This window comes from Bradyrhizobium sp. MI1.4 (genome assembly GCF_055811315.1).
The window spans coordinates 1-19,121 of sequence record NZ_JBVVPP010000083.1 but is presented as its reverse complement, the minus strand read 5'-3'; the positions used below and the strand labels follow the sequence as shown (position 1 = coordinate 19,121).

The following is a 19,121-nucleotide window of genomic DNA, read 5'->3' as shown; positions in this document are numbered from 1 at the left end:
CGCTACATTTTCGCGCAGCGGACCGCGGGTGCCAGCCGGCACCCGGCCTTCCCTGCGCCCTCTTGGACAAGAGGGTGGAATGACCAGGCAAAGCTCGGGCGAAACGCCGCGAGGACGCGAAGGCGTGTCTACGGCTACACACTCCCTGTCATCGCCCGGCTTGACGGGGCGATCCAGTATTCCGAGACAGTGGCGTGGGCGGGATCGCAAGGCGGCGACACCGGTAAGCTCGGCATCATCGGCTTCTGCCGCGGCGGACGCACCGTCTGGGAATATGCCGCTCACAGGGGCAGCCTCAAGGCCGGCGTCGCCTTCTACGGTCCGCCGGTCGATCCAGCCAATCGGCCGTGGCCGAAGAGCCCGATGCAGCTCGCGCCCGAGATGAAGGCACCGGTGCTCGGCCTCTATGGCGGCGCCGATACCTGCATTCCCGTCGCCCAGGTCGAGCAGCTCAAGACAGCCTTGGAGCAGAACAAGAAGACGGCCGAGTTCAAGATCTATCCGGAAGCGCCGCATGGCTTCCATGCCGACTACCGCGGCAGCTATCGCAAGGACGCAGCAGAAGATGCCTGGAAGCAGGCCCAGGCCTGGTTCAAGAAGTATGGCGTGTTGAGCTGACGCTTGATCATGATCCTCCTTCCCCCGCTTGCCACAACGCATCCAGGGCGTGGCGGTAGGTCGGATAAGCAAGCGTGACGCCGAGCTCGCACTTCATTTTCGCGTTGGAGACGCGGGCGCTGCTCGCATAGAAGCTGCGGGCCATCGCCGACATCTCGGCGGTCTCGAACGGCTCTTCCGGCGGCGGTGCAACATTCATCAGCTTCGCCGCGTAAGCGATCACCTCCTGCGGCGGCGCCGGCTCGTCGTCGCAGACGTTCCACGTGCCGCCGCTCGGGTGATGAATCGCAGCCATGATCGCGCTCGCGATGTCGTCGACGTGGATGCGGTTGAACACCTGTCCCGGCTTGATGATGCGCCGCGCCGTTCGAGCGCGCAGCGTCACCAGCGCGTTACGGCCGGGGCCATAGATACCCGCAAGCCGCAGGATCGCGGCGTCGCCACCGGTCGTGTCGGTCCATGCCTGTTCCGCCGCGACCCGCATGCGCGTCCGGTCGAGGTCCGCCTTCGGCGGCGTGCTCTCGTCGACCCAGCCGCCGGCGTGATCACCATATACGCCGATCGTGGACAAATAGACGATCTTGCGGTCGCCGCCCGCCGCCAGCAGGCCGGAGAAGGCCGCGATTGCGGGATCGCCGGCACTGCCGGGCGGGATCGAAACGAGAAGGACATCCGCGTCCCTCATGCGTTCGATCGTCTCGCGTGCCGGACTGCTGCCGGAGAAAGCATGCACCTCGACGCCGGCGAGAGCGCCCCGCTGCGCGGGATCGCGCACCGTGCCGGCGATATGCGAGAAGCGGCCACCGAACAGGCGGACGAAGTGCCGCGCACTGTAGCCGAGGCCAAGGATAAAGAGCAGCATACATCTTCCTTGCAGGTCGGAGTTCCCGTTCGCGCCGCAGCGCGCCTCCGCTCATAAGAGATTTTTGGGTCCGGCAAAAGATATTGCAATTTGTCTCGCCCGCCTGTGCAGGCGATGGTCGCTCACCGGAGGGACGCATCGATCATGCAGGCAGAAGCGCCAGCCATCATGCTATCTGACGCGGCTGAGCTAGTCCGCCGCGCCGCCGCGCTGATCTTCGACGTCGACGGCACCTTGGCTGAGACCGAAGAGCTGCATCGGCAGGCCTTCAACCATGCCTTCGCCCGCCACGGTCTCGATTGGCAATGGGATCGGGCCGTCTACAAGGACCTGCTGCGGGTCACGGGCGGCAAGGAACGCATTCGCGCCCACCATGAAAGGCTGAGGATCGCCGCGCCATTATCGGATGTGGACATCGCGGAACTCCACCGCATCAAGACCGCGCATTATGCCGAACTGGTCCAAACCGGCTGCTGCCCCTTACGGCCCGGGGTGACGGATCTCCTCGTCGCTGCCAAGGCGCGCCGCCAGCGGCTCGCGATCGCGACGACCACGTCGCACGCCAACATCGACGCGCTGCTGTCGCGCGCCCTGGGAAAGTGCTGGGCCGCGGATTTTGATGCGATTGTCGCCGGAGATGACGTGCGGCATAAAAAGCCTGCGCCGGATGTCTATGTCGAGACCCTGGCGCGGCTGAAGCTCAACGCGTCCGACTGCGTCGCGATCGAGGATTCCGCTAACGGCCTGACCGCAGCTTCGCGGGCGAACATTCCCGTGCTCATCACCAGAAGCATGTTCTTCCGGGACGACGATTTTAGCCAGGCGCGGGTCGTGCTGGATGATCTGTCGGGGCTCGGGTGAGGCGGCAAAACAAAAAAACTGAAAAAACAACCCCATGCACAGTAGAATGTGCCTGCGGGCCGGGCGCCCTCAATGGACGCGGTGGCTCGCTCTATCGTCCTCAGCTTGCTCGACAATCTGCGCGATCGGGCTGGACTGGTGGTGCACCAGGCGCCAGTCGTCGCCGACGCGCCGAAAATGGTTGGCCGCAGCCAATGCCGTGCCGTCGACGATCTCGATGCAGAGCACGCGCGCGCTGTCGCCATCGACGATGGCCTGCGGTTCCGCGCAAAGGATCTGCGGCCGCTCCGGACTCTGCAGGATGTCGCGCCAGCTTCCGATCACCGTGGCCCGGCCGATGATGGCCGGCCAGCCGGGATGAATGCAGGAAATGGCGTCATCGTCCGCCCACATCCGCTCCATTTCGTCGAAATCGCCGGTCGAAAAGGCGGCGTAGAACGCTGCGTTCGCGGCGATCACCTTGCTGTCCTTTGCCATGCCTCTCGGGTGGGGCAATGACAGGCAAAAATCAAGCAAGACTTCCGTCGACTTTCCGTCGATCTGGACCGCAATGCAGCATCGCTGCCCGTTTTGTGGTCACGCCGAGACCAGAATCTCCACCGCACGCCGCGCGCCATCCTTGTAGAGCCGGCCGAGCGCAGCGGTCACGGCTTCGCGCAGGCGCGGCTCGGCGCCCAAGGGCCCGAACACTTTTCCGACGCCGAGCAGCGCGGGTGCCAATCGTTCGGCGACGGGACCTGCCTCGCGCGCCAAGCCGGCGAACTCGGCTGCGAGCGGATCGCGCACGTCGATGGTGCGGCCCTTCTCGTCAAGGCCGCTGACGTAGCGCATCCAGCCGGCCACCGCGAGCGCATGCGTCGCGATCGGCAGGTTCCTGGCGAGACGATCCTGCATCGCGCCGAGCAGGCGCTGCGGCAGCTTTTGCGAGCCGTCCATCGCGATCTGCCAGGTGCGGTGATGCAGCGCCGGATTGGCGAAGCGCCTGAGCAGCGAGGCGCGATAGGCGGCCAGATCTGCGCCTGATGGCATCGTCAATGTCACCGCGGCCTCTTCCATCACCTGTGCGGCGAGGCGCGCGAAATGCGAATCCAGCATGGTGTCGGCGATGGTCTCGTAGCCTGCGAGATAGCCGAGATAGGCCAGCGCCGAATGGCTGGCGTTGAGCAGCCGCAGCTTCATCAGCTCGAACGGCTTGACGTCGTTCACCAGTTCGACGCCCGCGGCGGCAAGATCGGGCCGGCCGGCCGTAAAGCGATCCTCGACCACCCATTGCGTGAAGGGCTCGGTCATGACAGGCCATGCATCGCGCAAACCGAGCGCTGATGAAACCGCATCGCGGTCACCGTCCGTCGTCTCCGGCACGATCCGGTCGACCATGGTCGAGGGGAAGGCCGCCGCATCCGCGATCCACTTGCCGAGATCTTTCGAGCGCAGCGCGGCGAATTGCGTCACGATCCGCTGCACGGTGTGGCCGTTGGCGGCGAGGTTGTCGCAACTCAGCACGGTGAAGGGTGGGGCGCCCAGCGCCCGCCGGCGCGCCAGCGCGGCGACGATGAAGCCGGGAGCCGAGCGCGGCGCGTCGAAATTGTTGAGGTCGTGCACGACATCAGGATGCCGTTCGTCGAGATCGCCGGTCTGGGGCGTGTGGCAATAGCCTTTCTCGGTGACGGTGAGGGAGACGATGCGAATGGCGGGATCGGCCATTCGCTCGACCAATCGTGCCGGGCTTTCGCGCGCGACCATGCTGTCGAGCAGCGCACCGATGATGCGGTGTTCAGTGCCTTTGGCTGCACGGACGGCAACCGTATAGAGATGATCCTGCGGGGCGAGGGCGTCGCGTGTATCAGGGCTGCGCAAGCTCGCGCCGACGATGCCCCATGACGTGGCGCCGGCGCCAAGACAATCGTCGATGACGACGGCCTGGTGGGCACGATGAAACGCGCCAAGGCCGAGATGCACGATGCCGGGCGTGACCCGCGAACGGTCGTAGGCCGGGCGGCGGATGCCGGGTGGCAGCCGGTCGAGATTGGCGCGGCCAAGGCGCATGTGGTCTTTCCCCTTGTTTGGCCGCTGCTTGACATGGCGCCCGTCCTCGGTCAATGCTGCGGTCAATTGGTAAGACCAATTTTCCAAAATTGGCGGGCCGCGGGCAGCGAGAGCTGCCGGCATGACCCTTTCGGGAGGACCAGCGTGCCGCTGGAAGCTGTGGAGGCGAGACGGCTTTATCGCCAAGTCGCCGATCAATTGCGAAGCCTGATCGACAGCGGTGAGTACGCGGTCGGCAGCCGCTTGCCGACCGAGCGCGAACTCGCCGAGCAGCTCAAGATATCCAGGCCGACAGTGCGCGAAGCCCTGATCGCGCTCGAAGTCGAGGGCCGCCTCCGCATCCGCGTCGGTTCCGGCATCTATGTGATCGAGCCGGCGGCGGTTGCGGCGACCGCGCCTGCTTCCGTCATCGAGGGCCCGTTCGAGCTGCTGCGCGCCCGCGAGTTCCTGGAAAGCGCCATCGCCGAGGAAGCCGCGCGCGTGGCGACGAAGGACGACGTTGCCCGCATCGATGCATCCCTTGTCGCGATGGAGAATGTAGAACACCCCGGCGAAGCCTCGATGGTCCACGACCGCGCCTTCCACATCGCGATCGCCGGAAGCCTCGGCAATGCCGTTCTGGTGCGCGTGGTCGGCGAGTTGTTCGACCAGCGCCTCAATCCCTATTTCGCGCAGCTTGCGCATTATTTCGAGAGCCCGGGCACGTGGCGCACTGCACTCGACGAGCATCGCGCGGTGCGCGACGCGATCGCGGCGCATGATCCCGGGGCCGCGCGCGAAGCCATGCGCGATCATCTCGCGAGATCCCAGGAGCGCTTTGCGCAGAACTTCGGCGCCGAGAGCGCGGCAGGACTGTCCTCCGGGCGCGCGGCGCGATCGACGGCAAAACCGACAAAACCGGAACGTGCGCCGAAGAAGAAGCGAGCTGCGAGCAGCAGCGCGCGACCGAGATGAGATCGTGCGGCCCGCACCCGCGTTGGGGGCGGGCGGACATGAAGCAGATTTAAAAGAAGCAGACTTGAAAAATGGAGGAAAAGTCAGTGTTGAAAAAGATGACAATGGTGCTGGCGGTCTCGGCCGCGGCGATGATTGCTACGACTGGCGCCGGCATGGCGCAGGCCAAGCTCAAATGGGCCCATGTCTACGAGACCTCGGAGCCGTTCCACACTGCTTCAGTCTGGGCCGCGCAGGAGATCGGCAAACGCACCAACGGGCGCTATGCGATCGACGTCTATCCGGCGTCGCAGCTCGGCAAGGAGTCCGACATCAACCAGGGCCTCTCGCTCGGCTCGGTCGACATCATCATCTCCGGCTCGAGCTTTGCCGCCAAGAGCTTTCCGCCGATCGGCGTGACCTATTATCCCTACACCTTCCGCGATGCCGATCATCTGCTGGCCTACACCAAGAGCGACATCTTCAAGGAGCTCACCAAGGGTTATGAGGACAAGAGCGGCCACCACATCGTCGCGGTGACCTATTACGGCGTGCGCCAGACCTCGTCGAACAAGCCGATCAAGACCTGTGCCGACCTCAAGGGCCTGAAGATGCGCGTGCCCGATGTGCCCGCCTATCTCGCTATGCCGCGCGCCTGCGGCGCCAACACCGCGCCGATCGCGTTCGCCGAGGTCTATCTGGCGCTCCAGAACGGTACCGTCGAAGCCCAGGAGAATCCGCTCACCACGATCGAGGCCAAGAAGTTCTACGAGGTGCAGAAGCACATCGTGCTGACCGGCCACATCGTCGACCATCTCAACACGGTGGTGGCCGGTGCGCTCTGGAAGAAGCTCAGCGACGAGGACAAGAAGATCTTCACCGACGTCGCGCAGGAGGCCGCCGCCAAGGCGACCGCGGAGATCAAGCAGAACGAGGCCAAGCTGGTCGCCTTCTTCAAGGAGAAGGGCCTGACCGTCACCGAGGTCGACAAGAGCGAGTTCCGCGACACCGTGCTGAAGAACGTCGCGTTCGAGACTTTCGGCTACCGCAAGGCCGACTGGGAACGCATTCAGGCGGTGAAGTAACGACGTAGTCGCCATCCCGGGGCGGTCCGCAGGACCGAACTACGGTGTGCAATTGCGCACCTGAAAATCTCGAGGTTCCGGGTCTGGTGCTGACGCACCATCCCGGAACGACGTGATCAGTTTGAGGAGCACACCCATGTCCACCGCCGAAACGCACCGGCAGATCACCGCGGACGAGATCGCCCACACCTTCGAGGAAGAGGCGACGCCCAAGGTCGATCTCGGCATCTACGCTTTCGAGGACTGGGTCGCGCTGGCGATCTTCTGGGTGATGGCGCTCGCCGTCTTCCTCCAGTTCTTCACCCGTTACGTCCTCAACGACAGCTACGCCTGGACCGAGGAGATCGCGACCTACTGCCTGATCGGCGTGGTCTTCATCGGCTCCTCGATGTGCGTGCGGCTGTCGCGGCACATCCAAGTCGACCTGCTCTATCGCTATCTTCCGCACCTTGTGGCGCGCGCATTGTCGACAGTGATCGATCTGATTCGGATCGTCTTCTTCGGTTACGCCATCAAGCTGGTCTGGGTCTACATCCAGATCATCGGCGACGAATCCATGACCACCATCAATCTTCCCAAGGACTACGTCTATTACGCCGTGCTGGCGGGCTTCGTGCTGATGTTCGTCCGCTCGGTGCAAGTGGCCATACAACATTTGCGGCAGGGCTACTCGATCCTCGAACGTCCCGGCGCCTACGACGGCTTTGAAGGGTAATTCCATGTTGCTGTTGCTTGGAGGCTTCCTCATCCTCATGCTGCTCGGCGTTCCCGTGGCCATCGCCATGGCGGCGTCGTCGCTGCTCTACATCCTGGTCAGCGGCGTGACGCCCGACGTCACGCTGGCGCAGCGCATGATCGCCGGTGTCGAGAGCTTTCCGTTGCTCGCCGTGCCGTTCTTCATCCTGGCCGGCAATCTCATGAACATCGCGGGCGTCACCGGGCGCATCTATAAATTCGCCGTCGCGCTGGTCGGCTGGATGCGCGGCGGCCTCGGCCACGTCAATATCATTGGCTCGGTGATCTTCTCCGGCATGTCTGGCACCGCGATCGCGGATGCCGCCGGTCTCGGTACCATCGAGATCAAGGCGATGAAGGACCACGGCTACTCCACGGAATTCTCCGTGGGCGTCACCGCGGCCTCCGCCACGCTCGGGCCGATCATCCCGCCGTCGCTGCCTTTCGTGATCTACGGCATGATGGCTAACGTCTCGATCGGCGCGCTGTTTCTGGGGGGCGTCATTCCAGGCGTCGTGCTGACGCTCCTGATGATGGCCACCGTCACCTACTTCGCGCACAAGAACAAATGGGGCAGCGATACGCCGTTCTCCTGGCCGCAATTGGGATCGGCGGGGCTCGAGATCCTCGTCGTATTGAGCTTCCCGATGGCTGTCTGGCTTCTGACGGTCGCCGGTCTCTCCACCAATTGGGCAGTTGGTCTCGGCCTGTTCGCGCTGCTCGCGATCGACTGGTACTTCGACTTCTCCGCGGTGATGGCGCTGATGGCGCCGGTGATCCTGATCGGCGGCATGACGCTCGGCTGGTTCACCCCAACGGAAGCCGCGGTCGCCGCCGTGATCTGGTCGCTGTTCCTCGGCCTGGTACGCTACCGCACCATGACGATGAAAACGGTCGCGAAAGCGACTTTCGACACCATCGAGACCACGGCTTCGGTGCTGTTCATCGTCACGGCAGCCTCGATCTTCGCCTGGCTGCTGACGGTGTCGCAGGCAGCCCAGATGCTGTCGGACTGGATGCTCAGCATCACCCACAACAAATGGGTGTTCCTGGCGCTCGCCAACGTCCTGATCCTGTTCGTCGGCTGCTTCATCGACACCACGGCGGCGATCACCATTCTGGTGCCGATCCTGTTGCCGATCGTGCTCAAGCTCGGCATCGACCCGATCCATTTCGGTCTGATCATGACGCTGAACCTGATGATCGGTCTGCTGCATCCGCCGCTCGGCATGGTGTTGTTCGTGCTCGCGCGCGTCGCAAAGCTCTCGGTCGAGCGCACGACGGTGGCGATCCTGCCGTGGCTGGTGCCGCTGATGGTTGCGCTGATCGCGATCACCTACATCCCCGAATTGACCCTGTGGCTACCGAAATACATGGGACTTTCCAAATGACCTCAACTGCTCTCGCCGCAACCCTGTTTGGCCCCGAAGATCTGCGCATGGTCGAGCATCCGCTCGACAAGCTCGCTGAAGGCATGGTGCGCCTCCGTTTCGGCGCCGGCGGCATCTGCGGCTCGGACATGCATTATTTCCGCCATGCCCGGACCGGCGATTTCGTCGTGAAATCGCCGCTGGTGCTCGGCCATGAAATCTCCGGCGAGGTCGTGGAGATCGCGGGCTCCGCGGCAAATCTGAAGGTCGGCGACCGCGTTGCCGTCAACCCGTCGCGCTGGTGCGGCCATTGCGGCGCCTGCCGCCAAGGCCGGCAGAACCTCTGCGAAAATATCTACTTCATGGGCTCGGCCTCGAAGACACCGCACATGCAGGGCGGCTTTGCCAACTATTTCGACGCGATCCCGGCACAGTGCGTGAAGATTCCCGATCATGTGTCCTATCAGGCCGCGGCGCTCGCCGAACCGCTCGCGGTCTGCCTGCACGCCGTCGCGCGTGCCGGCAACATCGATGGCAAGCGCGGCATCATCTTCGGCGCCGGTCCGATCGGGCTTCTGACCATGCTCGCCGCGCGCCGCGCCGGCATGACCGACATCACGGTGGCCGACATCGCGCCGGCGCCGCTGGCCTTTGCGACCCGGCTCGGCGCCTCTCACGTCGAGAATGTCGCAGCCGGCGAGGAAGGCCTGAAGGCGCAGGCCACCTCGCGCCCCTACGATGTCGCTTTCGAAGTCTCGGGCACGGCTGCAGGCCTTGCCAGTGCGATCGGTATCGTCAGGCGCGGCGGCGTTGTGGTGCAGATCGGCAATTTGCCGGGTGGCCAGATTCCGGTGCCGGCCAATGCGGTGATGGCCAAGGAGATCGACCTGCGCGGCTCGTTCCGCTTCGGGCTTGAGTTCATGACGGCGGTGGAGCTGATCGCGGACGGCAGCGTCGACGTGCTGTCGCTGGTCACCGCCGAGCGGCCGCTGTCCACCGCGCCGGACGCGCTGCGGCTGGCGCTCGACCGCTCGCAGAGCGTCAAGGTCGTGCTGACCGCGAACTGATCGGGGAGAATTCTTATGATGCTCGAGGGATGGCGCTGGTACGGGCCGGACGATCCGGTCTCGCTCGACGATGTCAGGCAGGCCGGGGCGAGCGACATCGTCTCGGCGCTGCATCAGGTGCCGATCGGCGAAGCCTGGACACGCAAGGCGGTCGAGGAGCGCAAGAACTTCATCGAGAGCGGCCAACCCGGGCGCTCGCAGCTGACCTGGTCGGTGGTGGAATCGATTCCGATCCCCGACGACGTCAAGCGTCTCGGGGCTAAAGCGACGCGCTCGATCGAGACATGGATCGCCAGCCTGGAGGCGGTTGCCGCGGCCGGCATCAAGATCATCTGCTACAACTTCATGCCCGTCGTGGATTGGTGCCGCACCGATCTCGAATGGGAGCTGCCGAACGGCGCCCGCGCCATGCGCTTCGACCAAGACCGTTTCGCGGCCTTCGAGCTGCACATCCTGAAGCGTCCCGCCGCCGTCCAGGAATACTCGCCCGAGCAGCAGGCCCGCGCGAAAAAACTGTTCGAGCAGATGAGCCAGGCCGATATCGAATATCTCGTCATGGTCATCGCCAGCGCGCTGCCGGGCTCCACCACCGAGCCGTTGACCATCCCGCAATTCCGCGATCGGCTCGAAACATATCGCGACGTCACGCCAAAAATCCTGCGGCAGCATCTCGCCGAGTTTTTGGGCCGCGTCACCCCCGTCGCCGAGCAGCTCGGGGTCTCATTGACGCTGCATCCGGACGACCCGCCGCGCCCGCTGTTCGGTCTGCCGCGCGTCGCGTCCAGCGCCGATGACTATCAGGCGTTGTTCGATGCGGTGCCGTCAAAGGCGAATGGTATCTGCCTGTGCACGGGGTCGCTTGGCGTGCGCGCCGAGAACAATCTTCCCGCGATGGCCGAACGCTTCGGCCCGCGCATTGCCTTTGCGCATCTGCGCGCGACCAAGCGCGAGGCGGATGGCCTGTCCTTCTACGAGTCCGATCATCTCGACGGTGACGTCGACATGGTCGCGGTGCTGAAGGCGCTGCTGAAGGAGAACGCGCGGCGTTCGCCCGGCCAGAAAATTGTGTTCCGGCCCGACCACGGCCATCGCATGCTCGACGATCTCGCGGCCACCAAGCGCACCAATCCGGGCTACACCGCGATTGGCCGCCTCCGCGGCCTGGCCGAGCTCCGCGGCGCGATCCGCGCGATCGAGCATCGATAGAGGCCAAAACTTTATCCATACCGTCATTGCGAGCGCAGCGAACCAAACCAGAATTCCTCCGCGGAAGGACTCTGGATTGCTTCGCTACGCTCGCAATGACGCGGGGGGAGAGGTGCCTCGTCTCAACCTTGTCCCCTTAGGCGCAAAGGCAGAATACGTCCCGGGCACGCGCACAGATTGTCAAAATTCCAGCCATATGCGAAGGTAGCGTCATTCCGTTTTCGATCGACGTATTGCAGCAATAAGCCATTTAGGAGCTTGATGTGAGCATTCTGGTCGAACTTCCTCCCGATCAATATGACCGACGGGCATTTGCAAAATTCAACGAGACATCAACCGGCTTTGATCTCGACATCGCTCGCGCGATGATGTGGATGTCGCAACTCGCCTACGAGACCCATGTGCCGGACACGATCAACAGGGTCTCTCCTTTCTGGGATCTGTCCGGCGTCAAGTTGCTGAGCCAGCCGGCGCATTCGACGCTGCCGCTGACCGACACGCGCGGGATCATCGCGAGCAAGGGCGACGCAACCATTGTCGCCTTCGCCGGCACCGACCCGCTTCATCTCCTGAACTGGGTCAGCGATTTCACGCTTGGCCGACCGAAGGCGCCCGTGCACCAGGGGTTCGTCGATGCGGCGGCGGCCGTGTGGGACGACGTGAAGAGCGCACTGGCGGCAGCGCTGGCGCGCAAATCACCGATCTTCATCACTGGGCACAGCCTCGGCGCCGCGATCGCGGTGGCAACGGCGGACTTGGCGCGGGAGCAGCTCCAGCTCGCGGATGCGCAGATCTATCTTTACGGTTGTCCGCGCGTGGGCCGCGACGATTTCGTCGCCCTCTACAACGGTACGTTCGGCAGGACGACCTATCGTCTCGTGCACGGCACCGACATCGTCCCGACCGTGCCTCCGCACAGGCTTGGCTTTCATCACGTCGGCCGTTATCTCGCCTGTGCACGCGGCGCCAAATTCAGCGCCAGCCAGCTCACGACGAATGTTGGTTCGGATGAGCCAATGGCGAATGCTGGAATTGGTGAGCAGGTCCGCAATCTCCTCAGCGGCGTATCCGAGAACACGCGGACGGATGTCGTCGGCAGGCTCACGGTGCTGCTGCCGGCAGGGATCGGCGATCACCTGCCCGATCGTTACTGTGCCGCGCTGACACCCGCCTAGACTCCGGTTTTGATGCGTTTTCTTCACGTGAACCGGTCCACTTCGCCCGAAAACGCTCTAGTAGCAAGCCGCCATCGCGCCGAGCTTCGGATAGAGCCGGTCGATCGCGGAGATCTCGCTTTTCATCTGCGCGGTGATCCAGTCGCGGATCTCGGCGGCGATGGGACGCATCGGCCGGTTGCGCGGTGGCAGGAATTCGCAGATGCGGCGTGTGGTGGTGAGCGTGTCGGAGGCCGGCACCAGCGCGCCGGTCAACAGCCAGTGCGAGGCGACAGTCAGCCAACCGAGCGCGATGCCCTGGCCGAGCAGGGCGGCCTGCATCACGACGGCATAGTCCGTGAAGCTCAGCGCCTTGGCCACACCGCGGCGCCCGGTGAGAAGCGATGCGTAATCCGCGGCCCAGTCGCCCGGCGTCTCGGCGAGCCGAATGATGGTGTTGCCTTCGGCGGGATCGGTTTCGCCGAGATAGGCAGGGCTGCACATCGGCAGCATGACCTCCTTCATCACCAGCGTGCCGCCGGATGACGGCTCCTCGCGATCGCGGAAGCGCATGCCGAGGTCGACATTCTCCACCGGTCCGCGCAGCGCGCCGGAGATCAGCTGAAAGCGCAAATCGACCTGAGGAAATTGCTTCTGCAGCTTGTCGATGCGCGGCATCAGCCAATGCGTGGTGAAGGCGGAGGAGACCGACAGTGTCACCGTCTCGGTGCCCTTCCGGCGCCGCTCGATCTCGACCAGCCCGCTTTCGATGCTGCGAAAGCCTTCGAGCACGCGGCGATACAAGAGTTCGCCTTCCTCAGTGAGCACCGCGCGTCCCGCCTTGCGGTCGAATAGGCGAACGCCGAGATGGTCCTCGAACTGACCCAGCATCCGGCTCACCGCAGGCTGGGTGACGTTCAGTTCGGCGGCCGCCGCCGTGAAGCTGCCGTTGCGCGCCGCTGCGTCGAAGACGAACAGGGCGTTACTTGAGGGCAGCATCCGGCGCAGCTCTGGCATAACACCATGTTATGACCCAGGTGAGAATTTGGCAATTGCCGAGTTTTGCCAAGTCTGGTGTCATTGGCGTCATAGCCAAAAGACAGGGCCTGCGAGCGAAGATGTTGGTGCGGTGCACGCTTCGACCAGGAGTGCTCAAATTCCTGTCTATAAAGCAGGCTTATGGCGCGCAGTGAAGCACGCCGGCTCAGGACATGGCGAGGTCGATCGTTGGACAAACGAGCGGAAAGCGTCGAGATCAGATCCGCGAGCAAGGCCTATGGTGCCGTTCGCGCCCTCGACGACGTGTCCCTCAATGTCGCCGCCGGCGAGTTCGTCTCCCTGCTCGGCCCCTCCGGCTCCGGCAAGACGACGTTGCTCGGCATCCTCGGCGGCTTCATCCTGCCATCGAGCGGAACGATCTTGTTCGGCGGCCGCGACGTCACCTGGATGCCGCCGCACAAGCGCGACATCGGCGTCGTGTTCCAGAACTACGCGCTGTTCCCGCATATGAGCGTCGGCGAGAATGTTGCCTTTCCCTTGCGCGCGCGACGGCTGCCGAAGGCGGCCTGGCCGGATAAGGTGCGCGCGGCGCTTTCGATGGTCGGTCTTGCCGGCTACGAAGAGCGCGGTATCGCGCAACTCTCCGGCGGCCAGCGCCAGCGCGTGGCGCTCGCACGCGCCATGATCTTCGAGCCGCGGCTGATCCTGATGGACGAACCGCTGTCCGCGCTCGACAAGCAACTGCGCGAATCCATGCAGATCGAGCTACGCGCGCTGCACAAGCGCATCGGCGCCACCATCATCTACGTCACCCACGATCAGCGCGAAGCGCTGACCATGAGCGACCGCGTCGCCGTGATGAAGGACGGCAGGCTGATCCAGATCGACGCGCCCGAGCGCCTGCACGATCATCCCGCGGATTCCTTCGTCGCGAGTTTCATTGGCGAGGCCACGATGCTTCCCGTGCGACGCGTGGATGCCTCCGGCGTTGCGCTCGGCAATGTGCTTCTGCGCAGCGCCCGCGCCATTCCCGACGGGGACGCGCTGATGCTCGCCGTGCACAGCGAAAAACTGCTGATCGACGATGGTGCGCCGGACACCGCCTGCAATCGGCTCACCGGCACGGTCACCGACATCGTCTATCAGGGCGAGAGCCTGCGCATCTTCCTGGCGCTCGCCGATGGCATCGTGCTCAGCCTGCGCCAGGCGAGCTATCACCAGGCCTACAGCCGCATCCCGCCGCTGGGCGGCAGCCTTACCGTGACCCTTCACCCCGAGGACACCATCGTCGTGCCCAGGGTGAGGGACTGAACCCAAGCCTTGTCCAACCGAGAGAAGAAGCCAAAAATGTCGTCAGCAGCCTCGTTCAGCAATTTCAAGGTTCTCACCTTCGACGTCGTCGGCACCTTGATCGATTTCGAGACCGGCGTGCTCTCCGCGGTGCGCCGGATCTCGGGCAAGTCGCCGGCCGAGCTCAGCGACGACAAGATCTTCGAATCCTACAAGCGCGGTCGCGACAAGCACCACGAGCGTTCGAGCGAGGTGATGTTCCATGTCTATCGCTATCTTGCCAAGGAACTCGGGCTGCAGGCCGATGACGCCTCCTGCGACGTGTTCCAGCTCGCGGTGCTGCGCTGGGGACCGTTCCCAGACTCGGTCGAGGCTCTGAAGCGCCTGAGAACCAAATTCCGCCTGGTCGCGATGACCAATGCCGACCGCGTCGCGCTGTCCTGTTACGCGCACGCGCTCGGCAATCCCTTCGACGATACCGTTTGCGCCGACGAGACTGGCGTTGCGAAACCCGATCCGGAGTTTTTCGCCTACAACAAGGGCCGCCAGTCCGCTTTCGGCTACAAGCAGTCCGATATCCTTCACGTCGCGCAGAGCCAGTATCACGACATCGGGATTGCGCGGAAACTCGGCTACAAGGTGTGCTGGATCGAGCGCCGCCAGGGCATGGCCGGTTTCGGAGGCACACCGGCCGTGGAGACGCTGACCAAGCCGGACTTCCATTTTCCGACGTTGAAGGCGCTTGCCGATGCGGCCATCGGGCCGGCGGCGTAAGGCATGAGCGGTGGCATGACACGGGACTGGAACGCGCTGCCGTCGGCCAACTCGCTGTGGGCCGCCACGGCCGAGCCGGCGCGCGAGTTTCCGGTCGTGTCAGGCGAGCACCAGGCGGATGTGGTGATCATCGGTGCGGGCTACACGGGCCTGTCTGCTGCGCACCACATCGCCAAAAGCGGTTTGTCGCCGATCGTACTCGAGGCCAACCGCCCGGGCTGGGGCGCGAGTGGACGCAATGGCGGCGTGATCACCGCAAAGTTCCGCCTCTCGTTCCGCGAGATCGACGCCGTGCACGGCCGCGCCATGGCGCAGCGCATGTACGGGATCGCGCATGAATCCACTGATATCGTCGAGGAGCTGGTCTCCGAATTTGGCATCACCAGTGCCGCGTTGACGCGCACCGGCCAGGTCAAGGCCGCTCACAACGAGACGACCCTGAAGGCCGCGATCGACGAGGCCAACTGGATGAAGCGCGAGATGGGGGATGCGGAGGTCCGCATCCTCGACAAGGGGCAAGTGCGCGACGAGACTGGCTCCGACATCTTCGTCGGCGGCGTGCTCAATCCCGGCTCCGGCGGCATCCATCCGCTGAATTATCTGCGCGGCCTTGCCGATGGCGTGGCGCGCCGCGGCATCCCGATTTTCCAGGAGTCGCCGGTCGTAAGGCTCCGCCGCGACAACAGCGGCATCGTCGCTGAAACGCCGCAAGGCGCAGTGCGGGCAAAGCACGCGATCATCGCCACCAACAGCTATTCCGACCTCACCGGCGCGACGACGAACATGCAGCGCACGCTGATCCCGTTCCGAAGCGCCATCATCGCGACCGACAGGCTGCCGCGCAACCTCGCGGGAAGCCTGATGCCGACCGGGCGCACCTACACCGAGACCAAGCGCATGATGCGCTGGTTCCGCATGGTCGACAATCGTGTGATTTTTGGCGGCCGCGGCGCGTTCGGCAAGCAGGATTCGGAAACCGCTTTCGACGCGTTGCGCAAGGCGATGGTCGGAATCTTTCCCGACCTTGCCGACGTCCCGCTCGCCTACAAATGGTCGGGCCTGGTCGGGATGACGTTGGACTCCGTGCCGCATATCGGCCGGCTCGACGACCGCACGCTGTTCTCGATGGGCTACAACGGCGCGGGCGTGGCGATGTCGAGCCTGATGGGCCGCTATCTCGCCGCTTTCGTGCGCGGCGAGACGCCAGAGGTCGGGCTGCTCGACGCGAGGCGATTGAAAGCCATCCCGTTCTATCCGTTGCGCGAGCCCGCCGTGCGCATGGTCGCCGGCTGGTACCAGTTTCTCGATGCGATCGGACAGTGACATTTAATTAGTGACAGAGGAGGCGAGGATGACGACGAAACGAGATTTTCGATTTGGCTACGCTTTGTTGGGCGGATCGCTCGGAATGTTCGCAACAACCGGCATCGCCGCCGCTGCCGAACAGATCACCTTCGTCTCGCAAGGCGGCGCCTACCAGCAGGCGCAGACGGTGGCGATTCTCGATCCCACCGCCAAGAAGCTCGGCATCACCGTCAACCAGGACTCCATTCCCGATGCCTGGCCCGCAATCAAAACGCAAGTCGGCAGCGGCAAGCCGATCTGGGATGTCGTCGATACTCCGACCGGCAACTGCCTGCGTGGCGGCGAGCAGGGGCTGATCGAGAAGCTCGACTTCTCGAAGATCCCGAATGGCGCCGCGATGCCGGAGTCCTATCGCAGCCCCTATTCGGTTTCCTACGAGTTCTATTCCAGCGTACTGGCTTACAGCCAGAAGACGTTTCCGAAGGACGCGCCGAACAGCTGGGCCGATTTCTGGGACGTCAAGAAATTTCCCGGGCGCCGCGCACTGCGTAACCACCCGTTCGCGACGCTCGAGGCGGCCCTGATGGCCGACGGCGTCGCGCCCGACAAGCTCTATCCGCTCGACGTCGAGCGCGCCTTCAAGAAGCTGGAAGAGATCAAGCCGCACATCACGGTGTGGTGGACCTCCGGTGCGCAGTCGGCACAGCTTCTCAATGACGGCGAGGTCGACATGGAGATGGCCTGGAACGGCCGCGTCAGCGCAGTCGCGAAGGAAGGCGCCAAGGTCGCCTTCACCTACAACCAGGGCGTTTTGCAGAGCACCTCGCTCTGCATTCTCAAGGGCGCGCCGAATCTCGAGACGGCAGTCAAATTCCTCAACGAGGCCGTCGATCCCGTGCACCAGGCCAATCTGCCGCTCAATATCGATTATGGTCCGGGCAATCCCAAGGCGTTCGAGACCGGCGTGATCAAGCCCGAGCGCGCCGCGCAATTGCCGAGCGAGCCCGCGAACGCGGCGAAGCAGGCGCTGATGTCCTACGCCTGGTGGTCCTCGCCGGCGGGCGAAGCCGCCGAGAAGCGTTGGGCGTCGTTCATGCAGAAGTAGGCGAAGCGGGCCGCGTCGATGACATCCGTGCCGGATCCCTCCCAAAAGCATCAGCGTCGCGAACACGGCCTGATGCTGGCATTGGTGTCGCCGGCGCTGCTGGTGATCTTGGCTCTGATCGTGCTGCCGGTCGGCTGGCTCGCCTGGCAGTCGATCTACCATGACGGCTTCACGCTGGAGAATTATCGCCGCGTCTTCACCGAAGACATCTACTGGCGCAGCTTTGCGCTGACCTTCGAGATCAGCCTCGTGGTCACGGGAATCGCGCTGCTGCTTGGCTATCCCGTGGCCTACCTCGCCAACTCGGTGCCGAAAGGATGGAGCATTCTCATCCTGTCGCTGGTCGTGCTGCCATTCTGGACCAGCGTGCTGGTGCGGGCCTATGCCTGGCTGGCGCTGCTCCAGCGTACCGGCGTGATCAACCAGCTTTTGCGTTATCTCGAGGTGACGAGCGAACCGCTCGCGCTGGTGCACAACACCTTCGGCACGGTGGTTGCGACGGTACACATCCTCTTGCCGTTCATGGTGCTGCCGCTCTACGCCACCATGCAGAAGATCCCGTCCGACCTCATGCAGGCCGGCGCCAGCCTGGGAGCGAGCCCGTCGCTCACCTTCGTCCGCGTCTTCCTGCCGCTGTCTCTGCCGGGCGTGCTGGCAGGCTGCACCATGGTGTTCGTGCTCTGCCTCGGTTTTTACATCACGCCGGAACTGCTCGGCGGCGGCCGCACGGTGATGGTGTCGATGCTGGTGAGCCGCAATGTCGAGCTCTACAACCAGTTCGGCGCGGCGAGCGCAGTCGCCGTCGTGCTGCTCTTAAGCGTGCTCGCGATCTTCTTCGTCGTCAGCCGCTTCATCTCGCTCGATCGCATATTGGGGCAGAAATGACGCGATTGTCACCCGCCCGGATCGCCCTCTATGTGATCAGCGCGCTGGTGCTGGTCTACCTGATCCTGCCGGTGCTGATCATCGCGCCGATCTCCTTCTCCAGCGCGCGTTTTCTGACCTTTCCGCCTCCGTCGTTCTCGCTGCGCTGGTATCAGCAGTATTTCTCCAACGCGGCCTGGATGCAGGCGACGCGGGTAACGCTGACGGTCGCGCTCCTTACCGTGCTTATCGCAACGCCGCTCGGCGTCTCCGCCGCCTATGCCATCAGCCAGTCGAAGCTGCGGATCATGCGGCTGATCCACATGATGCTGCTGTTGCCGCTGGTGGTGCCGATCATCATCACTGCGGTGGGGATCTTCTTCCTCTATGCCAAAATCGGCTTGGTCGCGACGCTGCCGGGCCTGGTGCTCGCCAATGTGATGCTGGGGCTGCCTTACGTGATCATTTCGGTGCTGGCGGGCTTGCAGAGTTTCGATCCGGCGCAGGAGATGGTCGCACGCAGCCTCGGCATGAATCGCCTGCGTAGCTTCTTCGCGGTGACCTTGCCGCAGATCAAGTCCAGCGTGGTCGCAGGCGGCATCTTCGCCTTCATCTCGGCGATGGACGAGACCATCGTCGCGCTTTTCATCTCCGGCGGCCAGTATCAGCCGCTGACCAAGCGCATGTTCACCGCCCTCCGCGACGAGATCGACCCGACCATCGCTGCCATCTCGACGCTGATGACGGCGGCCTCCTTCGTGCTGGTACTGCTGCCGCGCCGAAGGCGGTGCGGCGATGATGGCGGAAGCCTATGGCAAGCTCACCGGGCGTCCCGGCGTCTGCTTCG

18 protein-coding genes and 2 pseudogenes are annotated in these 19,121 nt (G+C 64.0%); 16 read left to right on the top strand and 4 right to left on the bottom strand.

What is annotated here, in order from left to right; all coding sequences use genetic code 11:
* On the top strand, positions 1-618 hold a 618-nt coding region (locus AC0L23_RS38510; protein ID WP_473358285.1), incomplete at its 5' end, for a dienelactone hydrolase family protein.
* A gap of 7 nt (positions 619-625) precedes the next feature.
* On the opposite strand, the gene AC0L23_RS38505 is transcribed toward AC0L23_RS38510, so the two are convergent.
* Complete coding sequence (locus AC0L23_RS38505) at positions 626-1,480, bottom strand: SDR family oxidoreductase (RefSeq protein ID WP_085351943.1); 855 nt, start codon at positions 1,478-1,480, stop codon at positions 626-628.
* 144 nt (positions 1,481-1,624) lie between these two features.
* Between AC0L23_RS38505 and AC0L23_RS38500 the strand changes: the two genes are divergently transcribed.
* Positions 1,625-2,341 carry an HAD family hydrolase gene (locus AC0L23_RS38500; RefSeq protein WP_085351942.1) on the top strand — a complete coding sequence of 239 codons (717 nt, stop codon included), beginning with the start codon at positions 1,625-1,627 and terminating at the stop codon, positions 2,339-2,341.
* Positions 2,342-2,410: 69 nt separating this feature from the next.
* On the opposite strand, the gene AC0L23_RS38495 is transcribed toward AC0L23_RS38500, so the two are convergent.
* Both AC0L23_RS38495 and AC0L23_RS38490 read right to left on the bottom strand, forming a co-directional pair.
* On the bottom strand, positions 2,411-2,818 hold the full coding sequence (locus AC0L23_RS38495) for a nuclear transport factor 2 family protein (protein ID WP_085361531.1): 408 nt from the start codon (positions 2,816-2,818) through the stop codon (positions 2,411-2,413).
* Between the two features lie 99 nt (positions 2,819-2,917).
* Positions 2,918-4,387 carry a mannitol dehydrogenase family protein gene (locus tag AC0L23_RS38490; RefSeq protein ID WP_085361544.1) on the bottom strand — a complete coding sequence of 490 codons (1,470 nt, stop codon included), beginning with the start codon at positions 4,385-4,387 and terminating at the stop codon, positions 2,918-2,920.
* A 144-nt stretch (positions 4,388-4,531) separates the two neighbouring features.
* On the opposite strand from AC0L23_RS38490, the gene AC0L23_RS38485 reads away from it, so the two are divergent.
* From AC0L23_RS38485 to AC0L23_RS38455, 7 genes are all read left to right on the top strand, one after another.
* A complete protein-coding gene (locus AC0L23_RS38485; RefSeq protein WP_085361530.1) occupies positions 4,532-5,341 on the top strand; it encodes a FadR/GntR family transcriptional regulator in 810 nt (269 codons plus the stop codon).
* A gap of 104 nt (positions 5,342-5,445) precedes the next feature.
* Positions 5,446-6,405 (top strand): sialic acid TRAP transporter substrate-binding protein SiaP, encoded by a 960-nt coding sequence (locus AC0L23_RS38480; protein ID WP_162496399.1) that lies wholly within the window; start codon positions 5,446-5,448, stop codon positions 6,403-6,405.
* A gap of 136 nt (positions 6,406-6,541) precedes the next feature.
* Positions 6,542-7,120 carry a TRAP transporter small permease gene (locus AC0L23_RS38475; RefSeq protein WP_018454000.1) on the top strand — a complete coding sequence of 193 codons (579 nt, stop codon included), beginning with the start codon at positions 6,542-6,544 and terminating at the stop codon, positions 7,118-7,120.
* Positions 7,121-7,124: 4 nt separating this feature from the next.
* A complete protein-coding gene (locus tag AC0L23_RS38470) occupies positions 7,125-8,531 on the top strand; it encodes a TRAP transporter large permease (protein ID WP_085351941.1) in 1,407 nt (468 codons plus the stop codon).
* Complete coding sequence (locus AC0L23_RS38465; RefSeq protein ID WP_085361528.1) at positions 8,528-9,577, top strand: L-idonate 5-dehydrogenase; 1,050 nt, start codon at positions 8,528-8,530, stop codon at positions 9,575-9,577. The genes AC0L23_RS38470 and AC0L23_RS38465 overlap by 4 nt, the downstream gene beginning before the upstream one ends.
* 15 nt (positions 9,578-9,592) lie before the next feature.
* Positions 9,593-10,783 carry a mannonate dehydratase gene (uxuA, locus tag AC0L23_RS38460; RefSeq protein ID WP_473358284.1) on the top strand — a complete coding sequence of 397 codons (1,191 nt, stop codon included), beginning with the start codon at positions 9,593-9,595 and terminating at the stop codon, positions 10,781-10,783.
* Positions 10,784-11,046: 263 nt separating this feature from the next.
* Positions 11,047-11,958 carry a lipase family protein gene (locus tag AC0L23_RS38455; protein ID WP_085395713.1) on the top strand — a complete coding sequence of 304 codons (912 nt, stop codon included), beginning with the start codon at positions 11,047-11,049 and terminating at the stop codon, positions 11,956-11,958.
* Between the two features lie 57 nt (positions 11,959-12,015).
* Here AC0L23_RS38455 and AC0L23_RS38450 read toward each other — a convergent pair whose 3' ends face one another.
* Positions 12,016-12,954 (bottom strand): LysR family transcriptional regulator, encoded by a 939-nt coding sequence (locus AC0L23_RS38450; protein ID WP_085395712.1) that lies wholly within the window; start codon positions 12,952-12,954, stop codon positions 12,016-12,018.
* Positions 12,955-13,164: 210 nt separating this feature from the next.
* On the opposite strand from AC0L23_RS38450, the gene AC0L23_RS38445 reads away from it, so the two are divergent.
* The 7 genes and pseudogenes from AC0L23_RS38445 to AC0L23_RS38415 all read left to right on the top strand — a co-directional run.
* Positions 13,165-14,247, top strand: a complete 1,083-nt coding sequence (locus AC0L23_RS38445; RefSeq protein ID WP_018454006.1) for an ABC transporter ATP-binding protein — start codon at positions 13,165-13,167, stop codon at positions 14,245-14,247.
* A 36-nt stretch (positions 14,248-14,283) separates the two neighbouring features.
* Positions 14,284-15,000 carry an HAD family hydrolase gene (locus tag AC0L23_RS38440; protein WP_018454007.1) on the top strand — a complete coding sequence of 239 codons (717 nt, stop codon included), beginning with the start codon at positions 14,284-14,286 and terminating at the stop codon, positions 14,998-15,000.
* A gap of 15 nt (positions 15,001-15,015) precedes the next feature.
* Entirely contained in the window at positions 15,016-16,323 is a 1,308-nt protein-coding gene (locus AC0L23_RS38435; RefSeq protein ID WP_166517581.1) for an NAD(P)/FAD-dependent oxidoreductase, read from the top strand.
* 28 nt (positions 16,324-16,351) lie between these two features.
* Complete coding sequence (locus AC0L23_RS38430) at positions 16,352-17,410, top strand: ABC transporter substrate-binding protein (RefSeq protein ID WP_085351934.1); 1,059 nt, start codon at positions 16,352-16,354, stop codon at positions 17,408-17,410.
* Between the two features lie 72 nt (positions 17,411-17,482).
* Positions 17,483-18,295, top strand: coding sequence for an ABC transporter permease (locus tag AC0L23_RS38425; RefSeq protein ID WP_039798931.1), 813 nt, complete (start codon positions 17,483-17,485; stop codon positions 18,293-18,295).
* A pseudogene (locus AC0L23_RS38420) lies at positions 18,292-18,987 on the top strand (ABC transporter permease); the annotation flags it as partial. The gene AC0L23_RS38425 and the pseudogene AC0L23_RS38420, both read left to right, overlap by 4 nt.
* Before the next feature lie 58 nt (positions 18,988-19,045).
* A pseudogene (locus tag AC0L23_RS38415) lies at positions 19,046-19,121 on the top strand (thiamine pyrophosphate-binding protein); the annotation flags it as partial.